The sequence below is a fragment of the Mycobacterium sp. IDUB_21 genome, from assembly GCF_055419425.1.
Genome location: NZ_JBVAXQ010000001.1, coordinates 44,136 through 61,908, shown reverse-complemented (window position 1 = coordinate 61,908; position 17,773 = coordinate 44,136). Strand labels below are relative to the sequence as shown.

Genomic DNA, 17,773 nt, shown 5'->3' with positions numbered 1-17,773 from the left:
CCTTATTTGTTGGCGCTCGAGGCGTCGAGGTAGGCCGGCGGCTCGCCGCCGCCGTGAGTTTCCAGGGTGGCGCCGCTGATATATGCAGCGGCGTCGGATGACAGGAATGCCGCCGCCCACCCGACGTCGGCGGGCTTGGCGAGCCGGCCCAGCGGCACGGTGGCGCCGACCGCGGCCACCGACTCGGCGTCACCGTAGAACAGTTCGGACTGCTCGGTTTCGACCATGCCGACCACCACCGAGTTCACCCGGACTTTGGGGGCCCACTCGACGGCCAGCGTTGCGGTCAGGTTGTCCACGCCGGCCTTGGCCGCACTGTAGGCCGCCGATCCCGGCGAGGGCCGGTGGCCGCTGACGCTGGTGATGTTGACGATCGAACCGCCGCTGGACTGGGTCTGCATGACGGCGTTGGCGTGCTGGGCCACCTGCAGCGGCGCCAGCAGGTTGAGTTCGATGATCTTGCGGCTGAAGTTGGCCGAGGCCTGCGCCGCCGGCGCGTGCGGTGAACCGCCGGCATTGTTGACCACCACGTCGAGCCGGCCATGCCTGGCGACAATCGCCGCGATCATGCCCTTGACCGCATCGTCGTCACGCACGTCGCAGGCGTGGAACTCATACGGCAGGTTCTCCACAGGGCGCCGCGCGCAGGTCACCACCGTCGCGCCCTGGTCGGCGAAGACGGCGCTGATGCCCGCGCCGACGCCGCGGACTCCGCCGGTCACCAGGACTACTTTGCCGCTCAATCCGAGGTTGATCCCGTCAGCCACTGTGCTAGCGTACCAAGCAAGTGCTTGCTTAGGTACACATGGCCCCGAAACGACAGGGAAATCCGCCGATGCCGATCACATCCAGAACCGTCGAACCCGGGATCGTCGCGGTCACCGTCGACTACCCGCCGGTGAACGCCATTCCGTCGGCCGGCTGGTTCGAGCTGGGTGAGGTCATCACCGCCGCCGGCAACGACATGTCCACCCACGTGGTGATTCTGCGGGCCGAGGGCCGCGGTTTCAACGCCGGCGTCGACATCAAGGAGATGCAGAACACCGAGGGCTTCACCGCCCTGATCGACGCCAACCGGGGCTGCTTCGCCGCCTTCAAAGCGGTCTACGAGTGCGCGGTGCCGGTGATCGCCGCGGTCAACGGATTCTGCGTCGGCGGCGGGATCGGCCTGGTCGGCAACGCCGATGTGATCGTGGCCTCCGACGACGCCAAGTTCGGCCTGCCGGAGGTGGAGCGCGGCGCGCTGGGTGCGGCCACCCACCTTTCCCGGCTGGTGCCGCAGCACATGATGCGCCGGTTGTTCTACACCGCCGCCACCGTGGACGCCGCCACCTTGGCGAACTACGGGTCGGTGCACGAGGTGGTTCCGCGCGCCGAGCTCGACGAGGCCGCGCTGCGGGTGGCCCGCGACATCGCGTCGAAGGACACCCGGGTGATCCGGGCCGCGAAAGAAGCCCTCAACCTCATTGATGTACAGAAGGTCAACTCCAGCTACCGGATGGAGCAGGGCTTCACCTTCGAACTCAACCTCGCCGGGGTGGCCGACGAGCACCGCGACGCCTTCGCCGGCACCGAGAAGGGCGCCAAGAAATGACCAAGCTGACCACGCTCGACGATGCCGTCGCCGAACTGCGCGACGGCATGACCATCGGCATCGGCGGCTGGGGGTCGCGCCGCAAGCCGATGGCATTTGTCCGGGCGATCCTGCGCACCGACGTGAAAGACCTGACCGTGGTGACCTACGGCGGCCCGGATCTGGGGCTGCTCTGCTCGGCGGGCAAGGTGCGCCGGGCCTACTACGGCTTCGTCTCGCTGGACTCCGCACCGTTCTACGACCCGTGGTTCTCCAAAGCCCGTACCACCGGCGCCATCGAAGCCCGCGAGATGGACGAGGGCATGGTGCGCTGCGGGCTGCAGGCCGCCGCCCAGCGGTTGCCGTTCCTGCCGATCCGCGCCGGGCTGGGCAGCTCGGTGCTCGACTTCTGGGAGGGTGAGTTGAAGACCGTCACTTCCCCCTATCCAACGCCCTATGAGACGCCCGGCGGCGGGTACGAGACCCTGGTGGCGATGCCGGCACTGAACCTCGACGCCGCGTTCGTGCACATGAACCTCGGCGACGCCCGCGGCAACGCCGCCTACACCGGGATCGATCCGTACTTCGACGATCTGTTCCTGATGTCGGCGCAACGCCGCTTCCTGTCGGTGGAGAAGGTCCTGCCCACCGAGGAGCTGATCGCCGCCACGTCGCCGCAGACCCAGGTGATCAACCGGATGATGGTCGACAAGGTGGTGGAAGCACCCGGTGGCGCTCACTTCACCATCGGCGCAGCCGATTACGGCCGCGACGAGAAATTCCAGCGGCACTATGCCGAAGCCGCCAAGTCCGACGAGACGTGGGCGGAGTTCAAGGCCACCTACCTGTCCGGCAGCGAAGATGACTACCAGGCTGCGGTGAAGAAGTTCGAAGCGGAGGCCCAAGCATGACCGACTCACCCACTCGCGCGGAGATCTGCGCGATCGCCTGTGCCGAGTTGTTCCGCGACGCCGGTGAGATCATGGCCAGCCCGATGGCCACAGTGCCCTCGGTCGGCGCCCGGCTCGCCCGCCTCACCTTCTCCCCCGACCTGGTGCTCACCGACGGGGAGGCCCGTATCCTGGCCGACACCCCGGCGATCGGCAAGGTCGGGACGCTGGAAGGGTGGATGCCGTTCAATCGGGTCTTCGAAACCCTGTCGTGGGGCCGGCGCCATGTGATCATGGGCGCCAATCAGATCGACCGCTACGGCAACCAGAACCTGTCGGCGTTCGGTCCGCTGCAGCACCCGACCCGGCAGATGTTCGGGGTCCGCGGCGCACCCGGTAACACCATCAACCACACCACCAGCTACTGGGTGGGCGCACATTCGGCCCGGGTGTTCTGCGAGACCGTCGACGTGGTCTCCGGCATCGGCTACGACAAGGTCGATCCCGCCAACCCGGCGTTTCGTTTCTTCAATCTGGGCGGGGTGGTGACCAATCTCGGGGTCTTCGACTTCGGCGGCCCGGACCACCAGATGCGTGCGGTCTCGCTGCACCCCGGCGTGACCGCCGACGAGGTCGCCCAGAACACCTCGTTCGAGGTGCACGGGCTGGCCGATGCGGCTACGACCCGGCTGCCCGAGGTCGAGGAGCTGCAGCTGATCCGCGAGGTCATCGACCCGAAATCGCTGCGCGATAAGGAAGTCCGGTCGTGAGCAAGTTGCGCACCCCGCTGACCGAGCTGGTCGGCATCGAGCACCCGGTGGTGCAGACCGGGATGGGCTGGGTGGCCGGCGCGCGGCTGGTCTCGGCCACCGCCAACGCCGGCGGGCTGGGCATCCTGGCCTCGGCGACGATGACCATCGACGAACTGGCTGCCGCGATCGCGAAGGTGAAGTCGGCCACCGACAAGCCGTTCGGAGTCAACATCCGCGCCGACGGCGCCGACGCCGGCGACCGGGTGGACCTGATGATCCGTGAGGGCGTGAAGGTGGCGTCATTCGCCCTGGCGCCCAAGCAGGAGCTGATCGCGAAGCTCAAAGAGGCGGGCTCAGTGGTGATCCCGTCCGTCGGCGCGGCCAAGCACGCCAAGAAGGTGGCGTCCTGGGGCGCCGACGCCGTGATCGTGCAGGGCGGCGAGGGCGGCGGGCACACCGGACCGGTGGCCACCACACTGCTGCTTCCCTCTGTGCTCGACGCGGTCGCCGGGACCGGCGTGCAGGTGATCGCCGCCGGCGGCTTCTTCGACGGGCGCGGCCTGGCCGCCGCGTTGTCCTACGGGGCGACTGGCGTTGCCATGGGCACCCGCTTCCTGCTGACCAGCGATTCCACGGTTCCCGACTCGGTCAAGCAGCGCTATCTGGCCGCCGATTTGAGCGGCACCGTAGTCTCGACCCGGGTCGACGGCATGCCGCACCGGGTGCTGCGCACCGAACTTGTGGAGAAGCTCGAAAGCGGTTCGCGGGCCCGCGGTTTCACCGCTGCGATCCGCAATGCCGCGAAGTTCAAGAAGATGTCCCAGATGAGCTGGCCCACGATGATCCAGGACGGCCTGGCCATGCGGCACGGCAAGGAGCTCACCTGGTCGCAGGTGCTGATGGCCGCCAACACCCCGATGCTGCTCAAAGCCGGTCTGGTGGAGGGCAACACCGAAGCCGGTGTGCTGGCCTCGGGTCAGGTGGCCGGCATCCTCGACAGCCTGCCGTCGTGCGCGGAGCTGATCACCTCGATCGTCGACGAGGCGGTCGAGCACCTGCGCGCGGCCTCGTCCCTGATCGCCTAACCCTCAACTGACCCCGCGAGCCGGAATCTCACGACGCGACACGCCGTGGTGGCGTCGGGAGATTCCGAGTCGTGCCTCGGCCGGGCCATCCCGCGACGTACATCGCTTCCCGCACCCGGCCGATCAGCGTCGCCTCCCGATAGCGCAGCAACTCCGCGCTGACCCGGATGATCACCCAGCCCAGATCGGCTAACGCCACCTGCCGGTCGATATCGCGCTGCCGCTGCTTCGGGTCGGTCCAGTGCTGCTCGCCGTCGTACTCGATGCCGACCTTCAGGTCCCGGTAGCCCATATCGACCCGGGCCACGAATTGGCCATAGCCGTCGCAGACCACGATCTGGGTCTCCGGCCGAGGCAAACCGGCGTCGATCAGGGCCAGCCGGGTGCGGCTCTCCTGCGGAGATTCCGCGCCTGCGTCGACCAGCAGCAGGATTCGCCGCAGCCGGTTGAGGCCCCGCACGCCGGTATGCGCGGCGATAACGGCCTCGACGTCGACGATCCCGACGCCAGTGGCATTGGCCAGCGCGTCGAGCCGCTGCACGCCGAAAAGCCGTGACCGGGTTCGCCGCCCGACGTCGAAGGCGGTCCTGGCAGCAGTGGTAACCGCAATCCCGTCGACGGTGATCCGCTCGCTCGGCCTCAATGTGTCTTCGTGCACGACAAGCCTCGGGGGAGCCTTGTGGTTGTCATGGACGAGTTCGGCCGGCAGGCCCGAGCTCACCCACTTCGCTCCCAGCAGCGCCACGGCCGAGTTACCCGCGACTACGCCGCGACGCCGTGACCACAGCCAGGCCGCCTTCGCCCGTTGCGACGCATCCAGCTCGATCCCCGACGGTGCGTAGACGCCCGGGTAGACCGGCTGGTACAGCGTTCGCATGGCCCGCTCGGGAATCGCCTTGTCGGCCAATGCTTCGGTCCCCAGGAAGGGCCAGTCCAATTCGTCCACAGCCAGCAGTGTGACCGGGAACGCCGATTCGCGCCGACGCCCATCCACAGGCCGCGAGCCGGAATCTCACGACGCGACACGCGGTGGTGGCGTCGGGAGATTCCGGGTCGGCGTTGCAGTTTGGGGGCCGACCGGTCAGGCCTCCACCACCATCAGGGTGTGCCCGGTCGGGTCGCGGAACCAGAACATCGGCGGCACCGGCTCACCCATCCTTGCCACCTGCGCGTCGACGTCGATCCCGAGTTCCCGCATCGCGGCGTGGGTGGCGTCGATGTCGTCGGTGGTCAGCGTGATGCCGGTGACGGTCGGTTCGACCGGGCCGCTCTCCGGCGGCGGCGGAGCCAGCGCGATGCCAGTCGAACCGGTGGGCGGGTAGACCTCGATCCAGCGGTAGCCGCCGCCGAACTCGTCGTCGGTGCGCTTCTCGAACCCGAGCGACTCGTAGAACGCGACCGCCTTGTCCTGCTCGGGGGTCGGCACGCATACCAGGTTGATCGTCTTCAGGCCGATCTTGGTGGGGGACATCATGCTCCTTTTGTGTTGGGTTTAATCGGCGCCGTATGCCCGGGCGATGGTCAAGTCCAGGGACGTGGTGTACGTCGTCGTCGTGTAATTCTTCGAGGTGATGGTTTAGGCGGTCAGTGCCGCGGTGGTGTCCTCCTGTTCGGTCGGGGTGTCGTTGGTGGTGCGTGATTTGCTGAGGACGTCCAGGCCGAGGTAGCGCCGGGATTCGGCCCATTCGTCGTGTTGTTCGGCCAGCACCGCACCGACGAGGCGGATCAGGGCGTTGCGGTCGGGGAAGATGCCGACGACGTCGGTGCGGCGGCGGATCTCCTTGTTGAGGCGTTCCTGGGGGTTGTTGGACCAGATCTGGCGCCAGATCTGCTTGGGGAAGCTGGTGAACGCGAGCAGGTCCGGGCGGGCGTTCTCGAGGTGATCGGCGACCTTGGGGAGCTTGTCGGCTAGCGCATCGATGATCCGATCATATTGTGCAGCAACGGATTGTGCGTCTGGCTGATCGAACACTGAATGCAACAGGGTGCGCACCCACGGCCAGGATGACTTCGGGGTCACCGCCATCAGGTTGGTCGTGTAGTGCGTTCTGCAGCGCTGCCAGGCCGCCCCGGGCAAAGTCGCACCGATCGCGGCCACCAGCCCGGCGTGGGCGTCGGAGGTGACGAGCTGGACCCCGCACAAGCCTCGGGCGGTCAGCGACCGCCAGAAGGTGAGCCAGCCCGCGCCGTCCTCGGCGGTGCTGACGTCGATGCCGAGGATCTCGCGGTAACCCTCGGCGTTGACCCCGACCGCGATCAGCGCGTGCACGTTGACGACACGTCCCTGCTCGCGGACCTTGAGTACCAGGGCGTCGGCAGCGACGAACGTGTACGGCCCGGCATCCAAGGGCCGGCTGCGGAACGCCTCGACCGCGGTGTCGAGCTCCTTGGCCATCACTGACACCTGCGACTTCGACAACGACGTGATACCCAGGGTTTCGACCAGCTTGTCCATCCGACGCGTCGAGACACCCAGCAGATAACAGGTCGCAACGACGGTGGTCAACGCACGCTCGGCCCGCTTGCGCCGCTCCAGCAGCCAGTCCGGAAAGTAAGAACCCTGCCGCAGCTTGGGGATTGCCAGATCCAATGTGCCTGCACGGGTATCGAATTCGCGATGTCGGTAGCCGTTGCGCTGGTTGGTCCGTTCGGTGCTCCGCTGCCCATAACCCGCACCACACAGGGCGTCGGCTTCCGCACCCATCAGGGTGTGAATGAACGTGGCCAGCAGCTCGCGTAGCACGTCGGGGTGAGTGGTGGTGAGTCGTTCGACCAGCACCGTGGGCAGGTCGATATCGTGGGCAGTGGTCATCGCTTGATTCCTTTGCTCGAGTGACTTTGGCGGGTCTCTCGAAGAATCACGCGATGACCTTCAATCATTCGGCTACGACACGCCGGGACCGCTGATCAGGTCCGACTCGTACACCACTCTGCTGGACGCAACCCGGGCGATCTCCTGCGAGCTCGCCCAGCGGCTGTAGGTGGGGTACTGCGGCCAGCCGTCGGGCGAGTCCTGCCACTCTTCCTGGCGGCCGTAGGGCAGCACATCGATCAGCGAGAAGGTGTGGCTGAGCTGTTCGACTCCGCGCCCGGTGGTGTGCCAGGTGCGGTACACGCTGTCCCCTTGGCGCAGAAAGACGTTCAGGGCGAACCCGCCGGCCGACGGGGCATCGACATCGGCCCCGAACGGACTGTTGGCGGTGCTGTACCAGGCCATCTGATTACCCACCCGCCGTTTGTAGGCCAGCGCTTCGTCGATCGGCCCCTGGGTGACGATGACGAACCTCGCGTCGTAGGCGGACAGGAATCCGAGTCGGGTGAATTGCGAGGAGTACCCGGTACACCCCGGGCACTGCCACTCCTGACCCGGAGACCACATGTGGTGATAGACGATCAGTTGACTCTTACCCTCGAACACCTCAGCCAGGTGGACCGGTCCGTTCTCACCGTCGAGCACATAGTCCGCCATCGCGACCATCGGCAGGCGGCGGCGCTGCGCGGCGATCGCGTCGAGTTCGCGAGTAGCTGCCTTCTCCCGGACCCGCAGGGCGTCCAGCTCACGCTGCCAGGCCGACTGATCCACGACCGGCGGCAATCCCAACGTCGTCGTCACGAAAACCTCCCATTGTTATGTGTACGGCGTCTACATTGACTATGTTGACACCGTACACTTCGGATCGAGGGGGTTGTCAAGAGGTGGCGGGCACAAAGACCGGTTATCACCATGGCGATCTGTGCGCGGCACTGATCGAGGCCGGCTTGCAGCTCACCCGGAGCGGCGGCCCGGAGGCACTGACCGTCCGCGAGGCGACCCGGCGCGCCGGGGTCTCTCCCAACGCCGCCTACCGTCACTTCGCTGACCGCGAGGCACTGTTGAACGCGGTGGCGATAGCCATCGGTGACCGGATGGCGGCCCGCATGCGCAAACCCGTGAACCGGCGCGGTTCAGCGCAGACCCGGGCGCGCAGCCAGTTGCGTGGTGTCGGTCTCGGTTACATCGAGTTCGCCCTCGACGAGCCGGGGTGGTTCGCGGTGGCTTTCTTCGGTTCCGACCTCAACGCCGTGGGCGGCGACGAACGGGACCCACCGCCGTTTCGCGCACTGGTCGACGCGCTCGATGCGATGACGGATGCCGGTGTGCTGCATACCAACCGGCGCTCCGGCGCGGAGTGGCCCTGCTGGTCGGCCGTACACGGATTCGCCGAGCTGGCCCTGCGCGGACCGCTGCGCGGCACCAGCCGCCACGATCTGGACGCACTGGCGCGACGGACGGTCGACGACATCATCTCCGGGCTGGTGCGCTGACCCGCCTCACCAGCGCAGAGCCGGTTCAGCCGGTTTGGCCCGCAAGGTGGATCCCGTTTCCGACCGCGAGCACGAACGAGGTCAGGTCGTGGGTGAGATCATCGATCGACCTCGGCGGATCCACGTCGTGCAGGAAGTCGGCGACCAGCTCGAACACTCCCCCGACGGTGGCGACCGCCATCGCCCGGTAACCGACGTTCTCACCCACCTGCGCCTTGCTGCGCCAGAACGACTCGATGACGTCGGCGGCCCACTTGCGGTTCTCCCGCCGTTGCGCCTCGATCCGCGGCGAGATACCGGTGGACTCGCGAAACGTCACCACCGCCACCCGGGGATCGTCGACCAGCGCATGCGCGAACGCGGCGACCACCCGACGCACGGTCGCCTCTTCGGGCTCGTCGGGGGTGGTCCGCCCCAACTCCACCTCGATTTGTCCCTCGATGCGTTCGCCGATCTGGTTCATCAGCGCCAGGTAGCAGTCTTCTTTGCTGTCGAACAGTTCGTAGAACGCCTTGTTACCGACATAGGCGGTCTGGCAGATCTGCTCGATCGACGTGTTGACGTATCCATCCTGTGCAAAGAGGTCGAACGCCGCGGTCAGCAGTTGGTCGCGCCGCTGTGCGCGGCGCTGGTCCGCATCCAGGCCACGAATCTTGCGCCCCCCAGGCGCCGGCGCAGTCGTCATTCCACCCATAGAGCAGGAGTTTAGCTGTCCAGGCGTTCGATGATGGTGACGTTAGCCGTACCGCCGCCCTCACACATCGTCTGCAGGCCGTAGCGGCCGCCCGTGCGCTCCAACTCGTGCAGCATGGTGGTGAACAATTTGGCGCCGGTAGCCCCCAGCGGGTGCCCCAACGCGATCGCGCCACCGTTGGGGTTGACCTTGGCCGGGTCGATCGGGAATTCCTTCATCCAGGCCTGCACCACCGGGGCGAACGCCTCGTTGATTTCAACGACGTCAATATCGTCGATCCCCAACCCGGACTTCTCCAGCGCGTAACGGGTGGCCGGGATCGGGCCGGTCAACATGAACACCGGGTCGTCGCCCCGGGCACTGATGTGGTGGATGCGGGCACGCGGCGTCAAGCCGTGGTCTTTGACGGCCTGCTCTGAGGCGAGCAGCACGGCAGACGCACCGTCGGAGATCTGGCTGGCCAGTGCGGCGGTGAGCCGGCCACCCTCAACCAGGGGCTTCAATCCGGCCATCTTCTCGAGGGTCGATTCCCGCGGGCCCTCATCCACCCGGAAAGCCACACCGTCGACGTCGACCGGAATTATCTCCTTGTCGAAGCGGCCCCCGGCGATGGCGGCGAACGCCCGCTGGTGGCTCTGCAGCGCGAAGCGTTCCATCTCCTCGCGGGACAGGTCCCACTTCTCGGCGATCATCTCGGCACCGCGGAACTGCGAGATCTCCTGGTCACCATAGCGTTCCAGCCACTTCTTCGACTCGTTGGTCGGCGAGGTGAAGCCGAACTGTTCGCCGACGATCATCGCCGACGAGATCGGCACCCAGCTCATGTTCTGCATCCCGCCGGCCAGGATCAGTTCCGAGGTGCGCGACATGATGGCCTGTGCGCCGAACGAGATCGCCTGCTGACTTGAGCCGCACTGCCGGTCGACGGTGACCCCGGGAACACTTTCGGGGTAGCCGGCAGCCAGCCACGCCAGCCGTCCGATGTTGCCGGCCTGGCCGCCGATCGCGTCCACACAACCCGCGATCACGTCGTCGACAGCGCCCGGGTCGACATCGACCCGGTCCATGATCCCGCGGAACGCCAGCGCGCCCAGGTCAACCGGGTGCACGCCGGCCAGCGATCCGTTGCGCTTGCCGACCGCGGTGCGGCCCGCGTCGATGACGTAGGCCTGTGAAATTTGTGCGGCCATTTCAGACTCCTTCTTTGGTGATTCCACCCAGCACGATGGCGAGGTATTGACTGCCGACCTGTTCGGCGGTGAGCGGTCCGCCCGGCTGGTACCAGCGCACCGACACCCAGGTGGTGTCGCGGATGAAACGGTAAACGAGGTCGACGTCGAGGTCGGGCCGGAAGCATCCCGCCTCGATGCCCTGCTGCAGCACGTCGATCCACATCCTGCGCTGCTGCCGATTGCGCTCGTCGACGTAAGCGAAGCGCTCCTGCGACGAGAGCCGCTTGGCTTCGTCCTGGTAGATGACGACTTGGGCGTGCCGGTGCTCGATCGCATCGAACGACGCCAGGAACAGCCCCTTGAGGCGTTCGAGGGGATTCGGTTCCTGCTGCACTATCTGCTGGTAGCGCTCGAACAACCAATCGAGGAAATCGCGCAGCACCTCGTCGACCATCTCCTCCTTGGAGGAGAAGTGGTGATACAAACTCCCCGACAGGATCCCGGCGGCGTCGGCGATGTCGCGCACGGTGGTGGCGCGCAGGCCACGCTCGGCGATCATCGCCGCAGCCAGGTTCAGGAGTTCGTCACGGCGCGTCATGGCATCACGGGTGCTGACTGGAAACCGAGATGACCTCGCCGGTCAGATAACTGGAATAGTCGCTGGCCAGAAACGCGATGGTGGTGGCTATCTCCCACGGCTCGGCGGCCCGGCCGAACGCCTCGCCCTCGGAGAGCCGGTCCAACAGCTCGGCCGAGCTGGTCTTCTCCAGGAACTTATGCCGGGCGATGGACGGCGAGACGGCGTTGATCCGCACCCCGTACTCGACCGCCTCGATCGCGCTGCACCGGGTCAGGGCCATCACGCCGGCCTTGGCCGCCGCGTAGTGCGACTGGGAATGCTGCGCCCGCCACCCCAACACGCTGGCGTTGTTGACGATCACCCCACCATGCTCGACGCCCCGGAAGTAGCGCAACGCAGCCCGGGTCGCGCGCATCACGGAGTTGAGCGTGACATTGAGGACCCGGTCCCACTCGTCGTCGGTCATGTCGATCACCGGGGTTTGACCACCGAGTCCGGCGTTGTTGACCAGCACGTCGAGCCGGCCCATCTTCGCCACGGCGGTCTCGAACAGCGCGTCCACCGCGGCGGTGGAGGTGACGTCACAGACCACCGCCTCCACCCGGCCCAGGCCGAGACCGGCCAATTCATCGCGGGTCTCGCCGAGCCGACGCTCGTGAAAGTCGGAGACCACGACGTCGGCGCCTTCGACCAAGGCACGACGCGCGGTGGTGGAACCGATACCGGTGCCGGCGGCCGCGGTCACCAACACCGTCTTGCCCGCCAATAGGCCGTGTCCGGCAATCTCTTCCGGCGCCTTCGACAGATCCGACCTCGAGCTCATCCCTTTGCCTCCCGGGGTAGGCCGAGTACCCGCTCGGCGATGATGTTGCGCTGAATCTCATTAGACCCGCCGTAGATGGTGTCCGAACGGGTGAACAGATAGAGCCGCTGCCACTCGTCGAACTCGCCGTCGGCGAGCACCATCGACTCGCGCCCGATCACATCCATGGCGAGCTCGCCCAGGTCGCGATGCCAGTTGGCCCACAACAGCTTTGAGACGTTATCTTGGCCGGGTTGTTCGACGTCCATTGTGGCCAGCGCGTAGGACCGCATTGCCCGCAACCCGACCCAGGATCGGGTCAGCCGCTCGCGAATCAGCGGGTCCTCGGCGGCGCCGTTGCGTTGCGCCAGTTCGGCAAGGGCGGAAAGTTCACGCGCGTAACGGATCTGCTGCCCCAGTGTCGACACGCCACGCTCGAAGGTGAGCGTGCCCATCGCCACCTTCCAGCCGTCACCGGGCTCACCGACCACCAGGTCGGCGTCGGTGCGGGCGTCGTCGAAGAACACTTCGTTGAACTCCGAGGTGCCGGTCAGCTGCACGATCGGGCGGATTTCCACGCCCGGCTGGTCCAGGGGCACCAGCAGGTAGGACAGACCGTTGTGGCGTTTGGAGCCCTTCTCGGTGCGGGCCACCACAAAGCACCACTGGGACAGGTGCGCCAGCGAGGTCCACACCTTCTGGCCATTGATCACCCACTTGTCGCCGTCCAGCACCGCGGTGGTGGCGACGTTGGCCAAGTCGGACCCGGCGCCGGGCTCGGAGTAGCCCTGGCACCACAGCTCGGTGACGTCGCGGATGCCGGGCAGGAAGCGCTGCTGCTGCGCAGGGGTGCCGAAGGCGATCAGCGTCGGCCCGAGCAGCTCCTCGCCGAGGTGGTTGACCTTGTCAGGAGCGTCGGCGCGGGCATACTCCTCGTAGAAGGCCACCCGATGCGCCACCGACAGGCCGCGACCGCCGTGCTCCACCGGCCAGCCCAGGCAGGTCAGGCCGGCATCGGCGAGATGGCGGTTCCACGCCATCCGCTCCTCGAAGGCCTCATGCTCCCGCCCGGGGCCGCCGAGGCCCTTGAGCTCGGCGAACTCCCCAACCAGGTTGGCATCCAGCCATGCGCGGACCTCAGCCCGGAACTCCTCGACTGCTTGCACCCTTGTAGGCTAACCTACCAAGCACTTGCTTTGTTAGCCCGAGTCGGGAGTCTTAAATGACCAGGGGGTACCACCCGCTTGCGGGGGACGAACCGCGGACCACGCCTGCGGCGCTGGACCACATCGCGCGTGCCCTTCCCGACCATGATGCGCTGATCACCGACGACAACCGGCTCACCTACGCCGAGCTACGCGAACAGGTGCGCCGCGTCGCCGCCGCGCTGATCGCACGCGGCGTGGCACCCGGCGACCGGGTCGCACTGTGGTCGCCGAACACCTGGCACTGGGTGGTCACCTGCCTGGGCACCCACTACGCCGGCGGCGTGTTGGTGCCGCTGAACACCCGCTACACCGCGTCGGAGGCCACCGACATCCTGGTCCGCAGCAAAGCCAAGGTCTTGGTCGGGATGGGCCGCTTCCTCAAGGCCGACCGGCTCGCGGAACTCGACAGTGACGAGCTGCCGGCACTTGAGCACACCGTCCGGATACCCGTGCAAAAAGAGGACGCGGCGGCCGCAACGTCATGGGACGAGTTCATTGCGGCCGGCGCCTCGATACCCGACGCCGAAATCGACGCTCGGGCGGCGTCTGTCGGGCCCGACGACCTGTCCGACATCCTGTTCACCTCCGGAACCACCGGCCGCAGCAAAGGTGTGCTGTGCGCGCACCGGCAATCGCTGGCCGGCCCGGCCGCCTGGGCGGAGTGCGGCCAGATGACCGCCGAAGACCGCTACCTGTGCATCAACCCGTTCTTCCACAACTTCGGCTACAAGGCCGGGATCCTGGCCTGCCTGCAGACCGGGGCCACCTTGATCCCGCAGTTGACCTTCGACCCGGCCGGCGCGCTGCGCGCCATCGCCGAGCACCAGATCACCGTGCTGCCCGGACCGCCCACGATCTACCAGACCCTGCTGGATCACCCCGATCGCGACCGACATGACCTGAGCTCGCTGCGATTCGCGGTCACCGGGGCGGCGACCGTGCCGGTGGTGCTGATCGAGCGGATGCAGACCGAACTCGACATCGACATCGTGCTCACCGCCTACGGGCTGACCGAGTCCGGCGGGTTCGCCACCATGTGTCGTGCCGACGATGACGCCGTCACCGTCGCCACCACCTGCGGGCGGCCGATCGGCGACTTCGAGCTGCGGATAGATCATGGCCCGGACTCCGAGGCCGGGGAGGTGCTGCTGCGCAGCGCCAACATCATGCTCGGCTACCTCGACGACGCCGACGCCACCGCCGCGGCCATCGACGCCGACGGCTGGCTGCACACCGGCGACGTCGGCACCGTCGATGAGGCCGGAAATCTGCGAATCACCGACCGGCTCAAGGACATGTACATCTGCGGCGGCTTCAACGTCTACCCGGCCGAGATCGAGCAGGTGCTGGCCCGGCTCGATGGCGTTGCCGACGTGGCGGTGATCGGCGTGCCCGACGAACGCCTCGGCGAAGTGGGCCGGGCATTCATCGTGCGCCGGCCCGGGGCGCAGACGGACTCGGAGCTGGACGAGGCAAAAGTGATCGCCTACGCCCGTGAACATTTGGCGAACTTCAAGGCACCGCGATCGGTGACCTTCGCCGACTCCCTGCCGCGTAATCCCGGCGGCAAGGTGGTCAAACATGAGTTGAGAGAGTGGGCCTAGATGGACCTGAACATCGATCCGTACGTCGAAGAGTTCCGCCTGGAGGTGCGGGACTTCCTGGCGGCCAACAAGGCATCGTTCCCGACGGAGTCCTACGACACCGCCGAGGGTTTCGAGCAGCACCGCCGTTGGGACAAGGTGCTTTTCGACGCCGGGCTGTCGGTGATTTCCTGGCCGAAGAAATACGGCGGACGCGACGCCACCCTGCTGCAGTGGGTGGTGTACGAGGAGGAGTACTTCCGCGCCGGCGCGCCGGGCCGGGCCAGTGCCAACGGCACCTCGATGTTGGCGCCGACGCTGTTCGCGCACGGCACCGAAGAACAACTGGACCGGGTGCTGCCCAAGATGGCCAGCGGCGAGGAGATCTGGGCGCAGGCCTGGTCGGAGCCGGAGTCCGGCAGTGACCTGGCGTCACTGCGTTCGACGGCCACCAAGGTCGAGGGTGGCTGGAAGCTCAACGGGCAGAAGATCTGGAGCTCGCGCGCACCGTTCGGCGAGCGAGGCTTCGGGTTGTTCCGCTCCGACCCGGAGGCCCAGCGCCACCAGGGGCTGACCTACTTCATGTTCGACCTGAAGGCCGACGGGATCACCGTGCGTGCCATCGAGCAGCTCGGCGGGGAGACCGGTTTCGGCGAGATCTTCCTCGATGACGTGTTCGTGGCAGACAACGACGTGATCGGCGTACCGAACGAGGGTTGGCGTGCCGCGATGAGCACGTCCAGCAACGAGCGCGGCATGAGCCTGCGCAGCCCGGCCCGGTTCCTGGTGGGCGCCGAGAAGCTGGCCGCGCTCTGGCGCGAGCACGGCAGCGATCCGGCGTTCACCGCTCCTGTCGCCGACGCCTGGATCAAGGCGCAGGCCTACCGGCTGCAGACCTTCGGCACGGTGACCCGGCTGGCCGCGGGCGGTGAACTGGGCGCGGAATCGTCGGTGACCAAGGTGTTCTGGTCCGACCTGGACGTCGCGCTGCACCAGACCGGCCTGGATATCCGCGGCGCCGACGGCGAGCTGGCCGACGCCTGGACCCACGGCTACCTGTTCGCGCTGGGCGGCCCGATCTACGCCGGCACCAACGAGATTCAGCGCAATATCATCGCCGAGCGGCTGCTGGGCCTGCCCCGGGAGAAGAAGTGAAATTCGATCTGGATCAAGAGCAGCGCGACTTCGCGGCCAGCATCGACGCCGCTCTCGGCGCCGCCGACGTACCGGGTGCGGTGCGCGCCTGGGCGCAAGGCGACGCCGAGCCGGGGCGGCAGGTGTGGAGCCGGCTCACCGAGCTCGGTGTCACCGCGCTGGCAGTGCCGGAGGAGTACGACGGCATCGGCGCGCACCCCGTCGACCTGGTGCTGACCATGGAGGCGCTGGGCCGCTGGTGTGTGCCGGGTCCGGTGGTGGAATCGATTGCGGTGGCACCGGTCTTGCTGGCCGGGCGGGGCGAGCAACTCGCCGCCCTGGCCGCCGGTGAGCTGATCGCCACGGTGGCGCTGCCGCCGCACACCCCCCGGGCCCTGGATGCCGAGACCGCCGACCTCGTCCTGCTGGCAGAGAACGGCAAGGCCGGCATCGCGCAGGCCGGCGAGCAGCATCGCTCGGTGGACCCGAGCCGCGGCGTCTTCGACGTCGCAATGGATTCAGCCACCGGCGAGTCCTGGGACGCCGACGTCACCCGCGCCTACGAGTTCGGCGCACTGGCCACCGCCGCGCAGCTGATCGGCGCCGGACAGGCCATGCTCAACACGGCCGTCGACTACGCCAAGCAGCGCACCCAGTTCGGCCGGGTGATCGGCGGCTATCAGGCGATCAAGCACAAGCTGGCCGACGTGCACATCGCCCTGGAGCTGGCCCGCCCGCTGGTCTACGGGGCGGCACTGTCCCTCGCCGATGACTCCACCGACACCGCCCGCGACGTCAGTGCGGCCAAGGTGGCCGCCTCCGACGCAGCCCTGCTGGCCGCGCACTCGGCGCTGCAGACGCACGGCGCGATCGGCTTCACCAGTGAATGCGACCTGTCACTGTGGCTGCTTCGGGTACAGGCCCTGCGCCCGGCCTGGGGGGACCCGACCGCCCATCGGCGACGAGTGTTGGAGGCGATCTGATGTCGGCCCGTAACACCGAAGGTGACTCGCGAGTGAGGGACGAACGAGCGGGAGCCGAGGCATGAGCACCGAACGCGACCTGCTGCGCCAGACCGTCGCCGCGCTGGTCGACAAGCACGCCACACCCGAAGCAGTCCGGGCGGCGATGGAGTCCGACCGCGGCTACGACGAAACGCTATGGCGACTGCTGTGCGAGCAGGTCGGTGCAGCCGCCCTGGTGGTCCCCGAGGAGCTCGGCGGCGCCGGTGGCGAACTGGGCGATGCCGCAGTGGTTCTCGAGGAACTGGGCAAGGCGCTCGTGCCCACCCCGCTGCTGGGTACCGTCCTGGCCGAGCTGGCCCTGCTGGCCGCGCCCGAACCCGACGCACAGGCCTTGGAGCAGCTGGCGGAAGGCAGCGCGATCGGAGCGGTCGTCTTCGATGCCGACTACGCCGCGAACGGAGACATCGCGGACATCGTCATAGCTACTGACGGTCAGCAGCTCAGCCGATGGTCCACCTTCGAAGCGCTGCCGGCGGCCACCATGGACCCCACCCGCCGCCTAGGCCGAATCACCGCCGGGCAGACGCAGGAGATCGGGACCGACCCCGGCATCGCCGACTACGCCGCGATCCTGTTGGCCGCCGAGCAGATCGGCGCGGCCACCCGCTGCCTGGACCTGACCGTGCAGTACACCAAGGACCGGGTGCAGTTCGGCCGGCCGATCGGCAGCTTCCAGGCGCTCAAGCACCGGATGGCCGACCTGTACGTGGCCGTCTCGGCCGCTCGCGCCGTCGTCGACGACGCCCTCTCAGAGCCGTCCGCCACCTCTGCCGCACTGGCCAGAGTCGTTGCCAGCGAGGCATTCTCCAAGGTGGCCGGCGAGGCGGTCCAGTTGCACGGCGGGATCGCGATCACCTGGGAAAGCGACATTCAGCTGTATTTCAAACGCGCGCACGGCAGTTCGCAGTTACTCGGTCAGCCGGCCGAACACCTGCGCCGGTTACAGGCCGAGGTGTTCTAGAAGCCCGTA

19 protein-coding genes are annotated in these 17,773 nt (G+C 67.4%); 9 read left to right on the top strand and 10 right to left on the bottom strand.

The window, feature by feature from the left end; translation table 11 throughout:
* Window positions 1–2 precede the first annotated feature (2 nt).
* Window positions 3–767: an SDR family oxidoreductase gene (locus ACZYY4_RS00280; protein WP_463807413.1), complete on the bottom strand. Its 765-nt coding sequence runs from the start codon at window positions 765–767 to the stop codon at window positions 3–5.
* 68 nt (window positions 768–835) lie between these two features.
* Here ACZYY4_RS00280 and echA20 point away from each other — a divergent pair, with 68 nt between their 5' ends.
* The 4 genes from echA20 to ipdC are packed head-to-tail and all read left to right on the top strand — an operon-like array spanning window position 836 to window position 4,300.
* Window positions 836–1,594, top strand: coding sequence for a (7aS)-7a-methyl-1,5-dioxo-2,3,5,6,7,7a-hexahydro-1H-indene-carboxyl-CoA hydrolase (echA20, locus tag ACZYY4_RS00275; protein WP_463807412.1), 759 nt, complete (start codon window positions 836–838; stop codon window positions 1,592–1,594).
* Window positions 1,591–2,484, top strand: a complete 894-nt coding sequence (gene ipdA / locus ACZYY4_RS00270; protein WP_463807411.1) for a cholesterol ring-cleaving hydrolase subunit IpdA — start codon at window positions 1,591–1,593, stop codon at window positions 2,482–2,484. The genes echA20 and ipdA overlap by 4 nt, the downstream gene beginning before the upstream one ends.
* Window positions 2,481–3,233 carry a cholesterol ring-cleaving hydrolase subunit IpdB gene (gene ipdB / locus ACZYY4_RS00265; RefSeq protein ID WP_463807410.1) on the top strand — a complete coding sequence of 251 codons (753 nt, stop codon included), beginning with the start codon at window positions 2,481–2,483 and terminating at the stop codon, window positions 3,231–3,233. The genes ipdA and ipdB overlap by 4 nt, the downstream gene beginning before the upstream one ends.
* The gene (ipdC, locus tag ACZYY4_RS00260; protein WP_463807409.1) at window positions 3,230–4,300 is read left to right on the top strand and encodes a (3aS,4S,5R,7aS)-5-hydroxy-7a-methyl-1-oxo-octahydro-1H-indene-4-carboxyl-CoA dehydrogenase; all 1,071 of its coding nucleotides are present in this window, start codon (window positions 3,230–3,232) and stop codon (window positions 4,298–4,300) included. The genes ipdB and ipdC overlap by 4 nt, the downstream gene beginning before the upstream one ends.
* Window positions 4,301–4,328: 28 nt before the next feature.
* Here ipdC and ACZYY4_RS00255 read toward each other — a convergent pair whose 3' ends face one another.
* The 4 genes from ACZYY4_RS00255 to ACZYY4_RS00240 form a co-directional block, all read right to left on the bottom strand.
* Window positions 4,329–5,246, bottom strand: coding sequence for an endonuclease domain-containing protein (locus tag ACZYY4_RS00255; RefSeq protein ID WP_463807408.1), 918 nt, complete (start codon window positions 5,244–5,246; stop codon window positions 4,329–4,331).
* A gap of 135 nt (window positions 5,247–5,381) precedes the next feature.
* Window positions 5,382–5,771 (bottom strand): VOC family protein, encoded by a 390-nt coding sequence (locus ACZYY4_RS00250; protein ID WP_463807407.1) that lies wholly within the window; start codon window positions 5,769–5,771, stop codon window positions 5,382–5,384.
* A gap of 105 nt (window positions 5,772–5,876) precedes the next feature.
* The gene (locus tag ACZYY4_RS00245) at window positions 5,877–7,112 is read right to left on the bottom strand and encodes an IS256 family transposase (RefSeq protein ID WP_463807406.1); all 1,236 of its coding nucleotides are present in this window, start codon (window positions 7,110–7,112) and stop codon (window positions 5,877–5,879) included.
* A gap of 72 nt (window positions 7,113–7,184) precedes the next feature.
* Entirely contained in the window at window positions 7,185–7,913 is a 729-nt protein-coding gene (locus ACZYY4_RS00240) for a DUF899 domain-containing protein (RefSeq protein WP_463807405.1), read from the bottom strand.
* An 83-nt stretch (window positions 7,914–7,996) separates the two neighbouring features.
* Between ACZYY4_RS00240 and ACZYY4_RS00235 the strand changes: the two genes are divergently transcribed.
* Complete coding sequence (locus ACZYY4_RS00235) at window positions 7,997–8,605, top strand: TetR/AcrR family transcriptional regulator (protein ID WP_463807404.1); 609 nt, start codon at window positions 7,997–7,999, stop codon at window positions 8,603–8,605.
* 25 nt (window positions 8,606–8,630) lie between these two features.
* Here the strand turns inward: ACZYY4_RS00235 and ACZYY4_RS00230 are convergent, their stop codons facing one another.
* Genes ACZYY4_RS00230 through ipdE1 form a run of 5 tightly spaced genes read right to left on the bottom strand, consistent with a single transcriptional unit; the run spans window position 8,631 to window position 13,019 of the window.
* Window positions 8,631–9,299, bottom strand: coding sequence for a TetR/AcrR family transcriptional regulator (locus tag ACZYY4_RS00230; RefSeq protein WP_463807403.1), 669 nt, complete (start codon window positions 9,297–9,299; stop codon window positions 8,631–8,633).
* Between the two features lie 11 nt (window positions 9,300–9,310).
* Window positions 9,311–10,477: a steroid 3-ketoacyl-CoA thiolase FadA6 gene (gene fadA6, locus ACZYY4_RS00225; RefSeq protein WP_463807928.1), complete on the bottom strand. Its 1,167-nt coding sequence runs from the start codon at window positions 10,475–10,477 to the stop codon at window positions 9,311–9,313.
* A gap of 13 nt (window positions 10,478–10,490) precedes the next feature.
* A complete protein-coding gene (gene kstR2, locus ACZYY4_RS00220; RefSeq protein ID WP_463807402.1) occupies window positions 10,491–11,069 on the bottom strand; it encodes a TetR family transcriptional regulator KstR2 in 579 nt (192 codons plus the stop codon).
* Window positions 11,070–11,073: 4 nt separating this feature from the next.
* Complete coding sequence (gene ipdF, locus ACZYY4_RS00215; RefSeq protein ID WP_463807401.1) at window positions 11,074–11,874, bottom strand: (5R,7aS)-5-hydroxy-7a-methyl-1-oxo-2,3,5,6,7,7a-hexahydro-1H-indene-carboxyl-CoA reductase; 801 nt, start codon at window positions 11,872–11,874, stop codon at window positions 11,074–11,076.
* Window positions 11,871–13,019, bottom strand: a complete 1,149-nt coding sequence (ipdE1, locus tag ACZYY4_RS00210; RefSeq protein WP_463807400.1) for an acyl-CoA dehydrogenase IpdE1 — start codon at window positions 13,017–13,019, stop codon at window positions 11,871–11,873. Before ipdE1 ends, ipdF begins: the two co-directional genes overlap by 4 nt.
* Window positions 13,020–13,075: 56 nt before the next feature.
* Between ipdE1 and fadD3 the strand changes: the two genes are divergently transcribed.
* The 4 genes from fadD3 (at window position 13,076) to ipdE2 (ending at window position 17,764) form a co-directional block, all read left to right on the top strand.
* Window positions 13,076–14,665, top strand: a complete 1,590-nt coding sequence (fadD3, locus tag ACZYY4_RS00205) for a 3-((3aS,4S,7aS)-7a-methyl-1,5-dioxo-octahydro-1H-inden-4-yl)propanoate--CoA ligase FadD3 (RefSeq protein WP_463807399.1) — start codon at window positions 13,076–13,078, stop codon at window positions 14,663–14,665.
* Window positions 14,666–15,799 (top strand): acyl-CoA dehydrogenase family protein, encoded by a 1,134-nt coding sequence (locus tag ACZYY4_RS00200; RefSeq protein WP_463807397.1) that lies wholly within the window; start codon window positions 14,666–14,668, stop codon window positions 15,797–15,799. It abuts the gene before it with no gap.
* The gene (locus ACZYY4_RS00195; protein ID WP_463807396.1) at window positions 15,796–16,761 is read left to right on the top strand and encodes an acyl-CoA dehydrogenase family protein; all 966 of its coding nucleotides are present in this window, start codon (window positions 15,796–15,798) and stop codon (window positions 16,759–16,761) included. Before ACZYY4_RS00200 ends, ACZYY4_RS00195 begins: the two co-directional genes overlap by 4 nt.
* A gap of 61 nt (window positions 16,762–16,822) precedes the next feature.
* A complete protein-coding gene (ipdE2, locus tag ACZYY4_RS00190) occupies window positions 16,823–17,764 on the top strand; it encodes an acyl-CoA dehydrogenase IpdE2 (protein ID WP_463807395.1) in 942 nt (313 codons plus the stop codon).
* The last annotated feature ends 9 nt before the right edge of the window (window positions 17,765–17,773 follow it).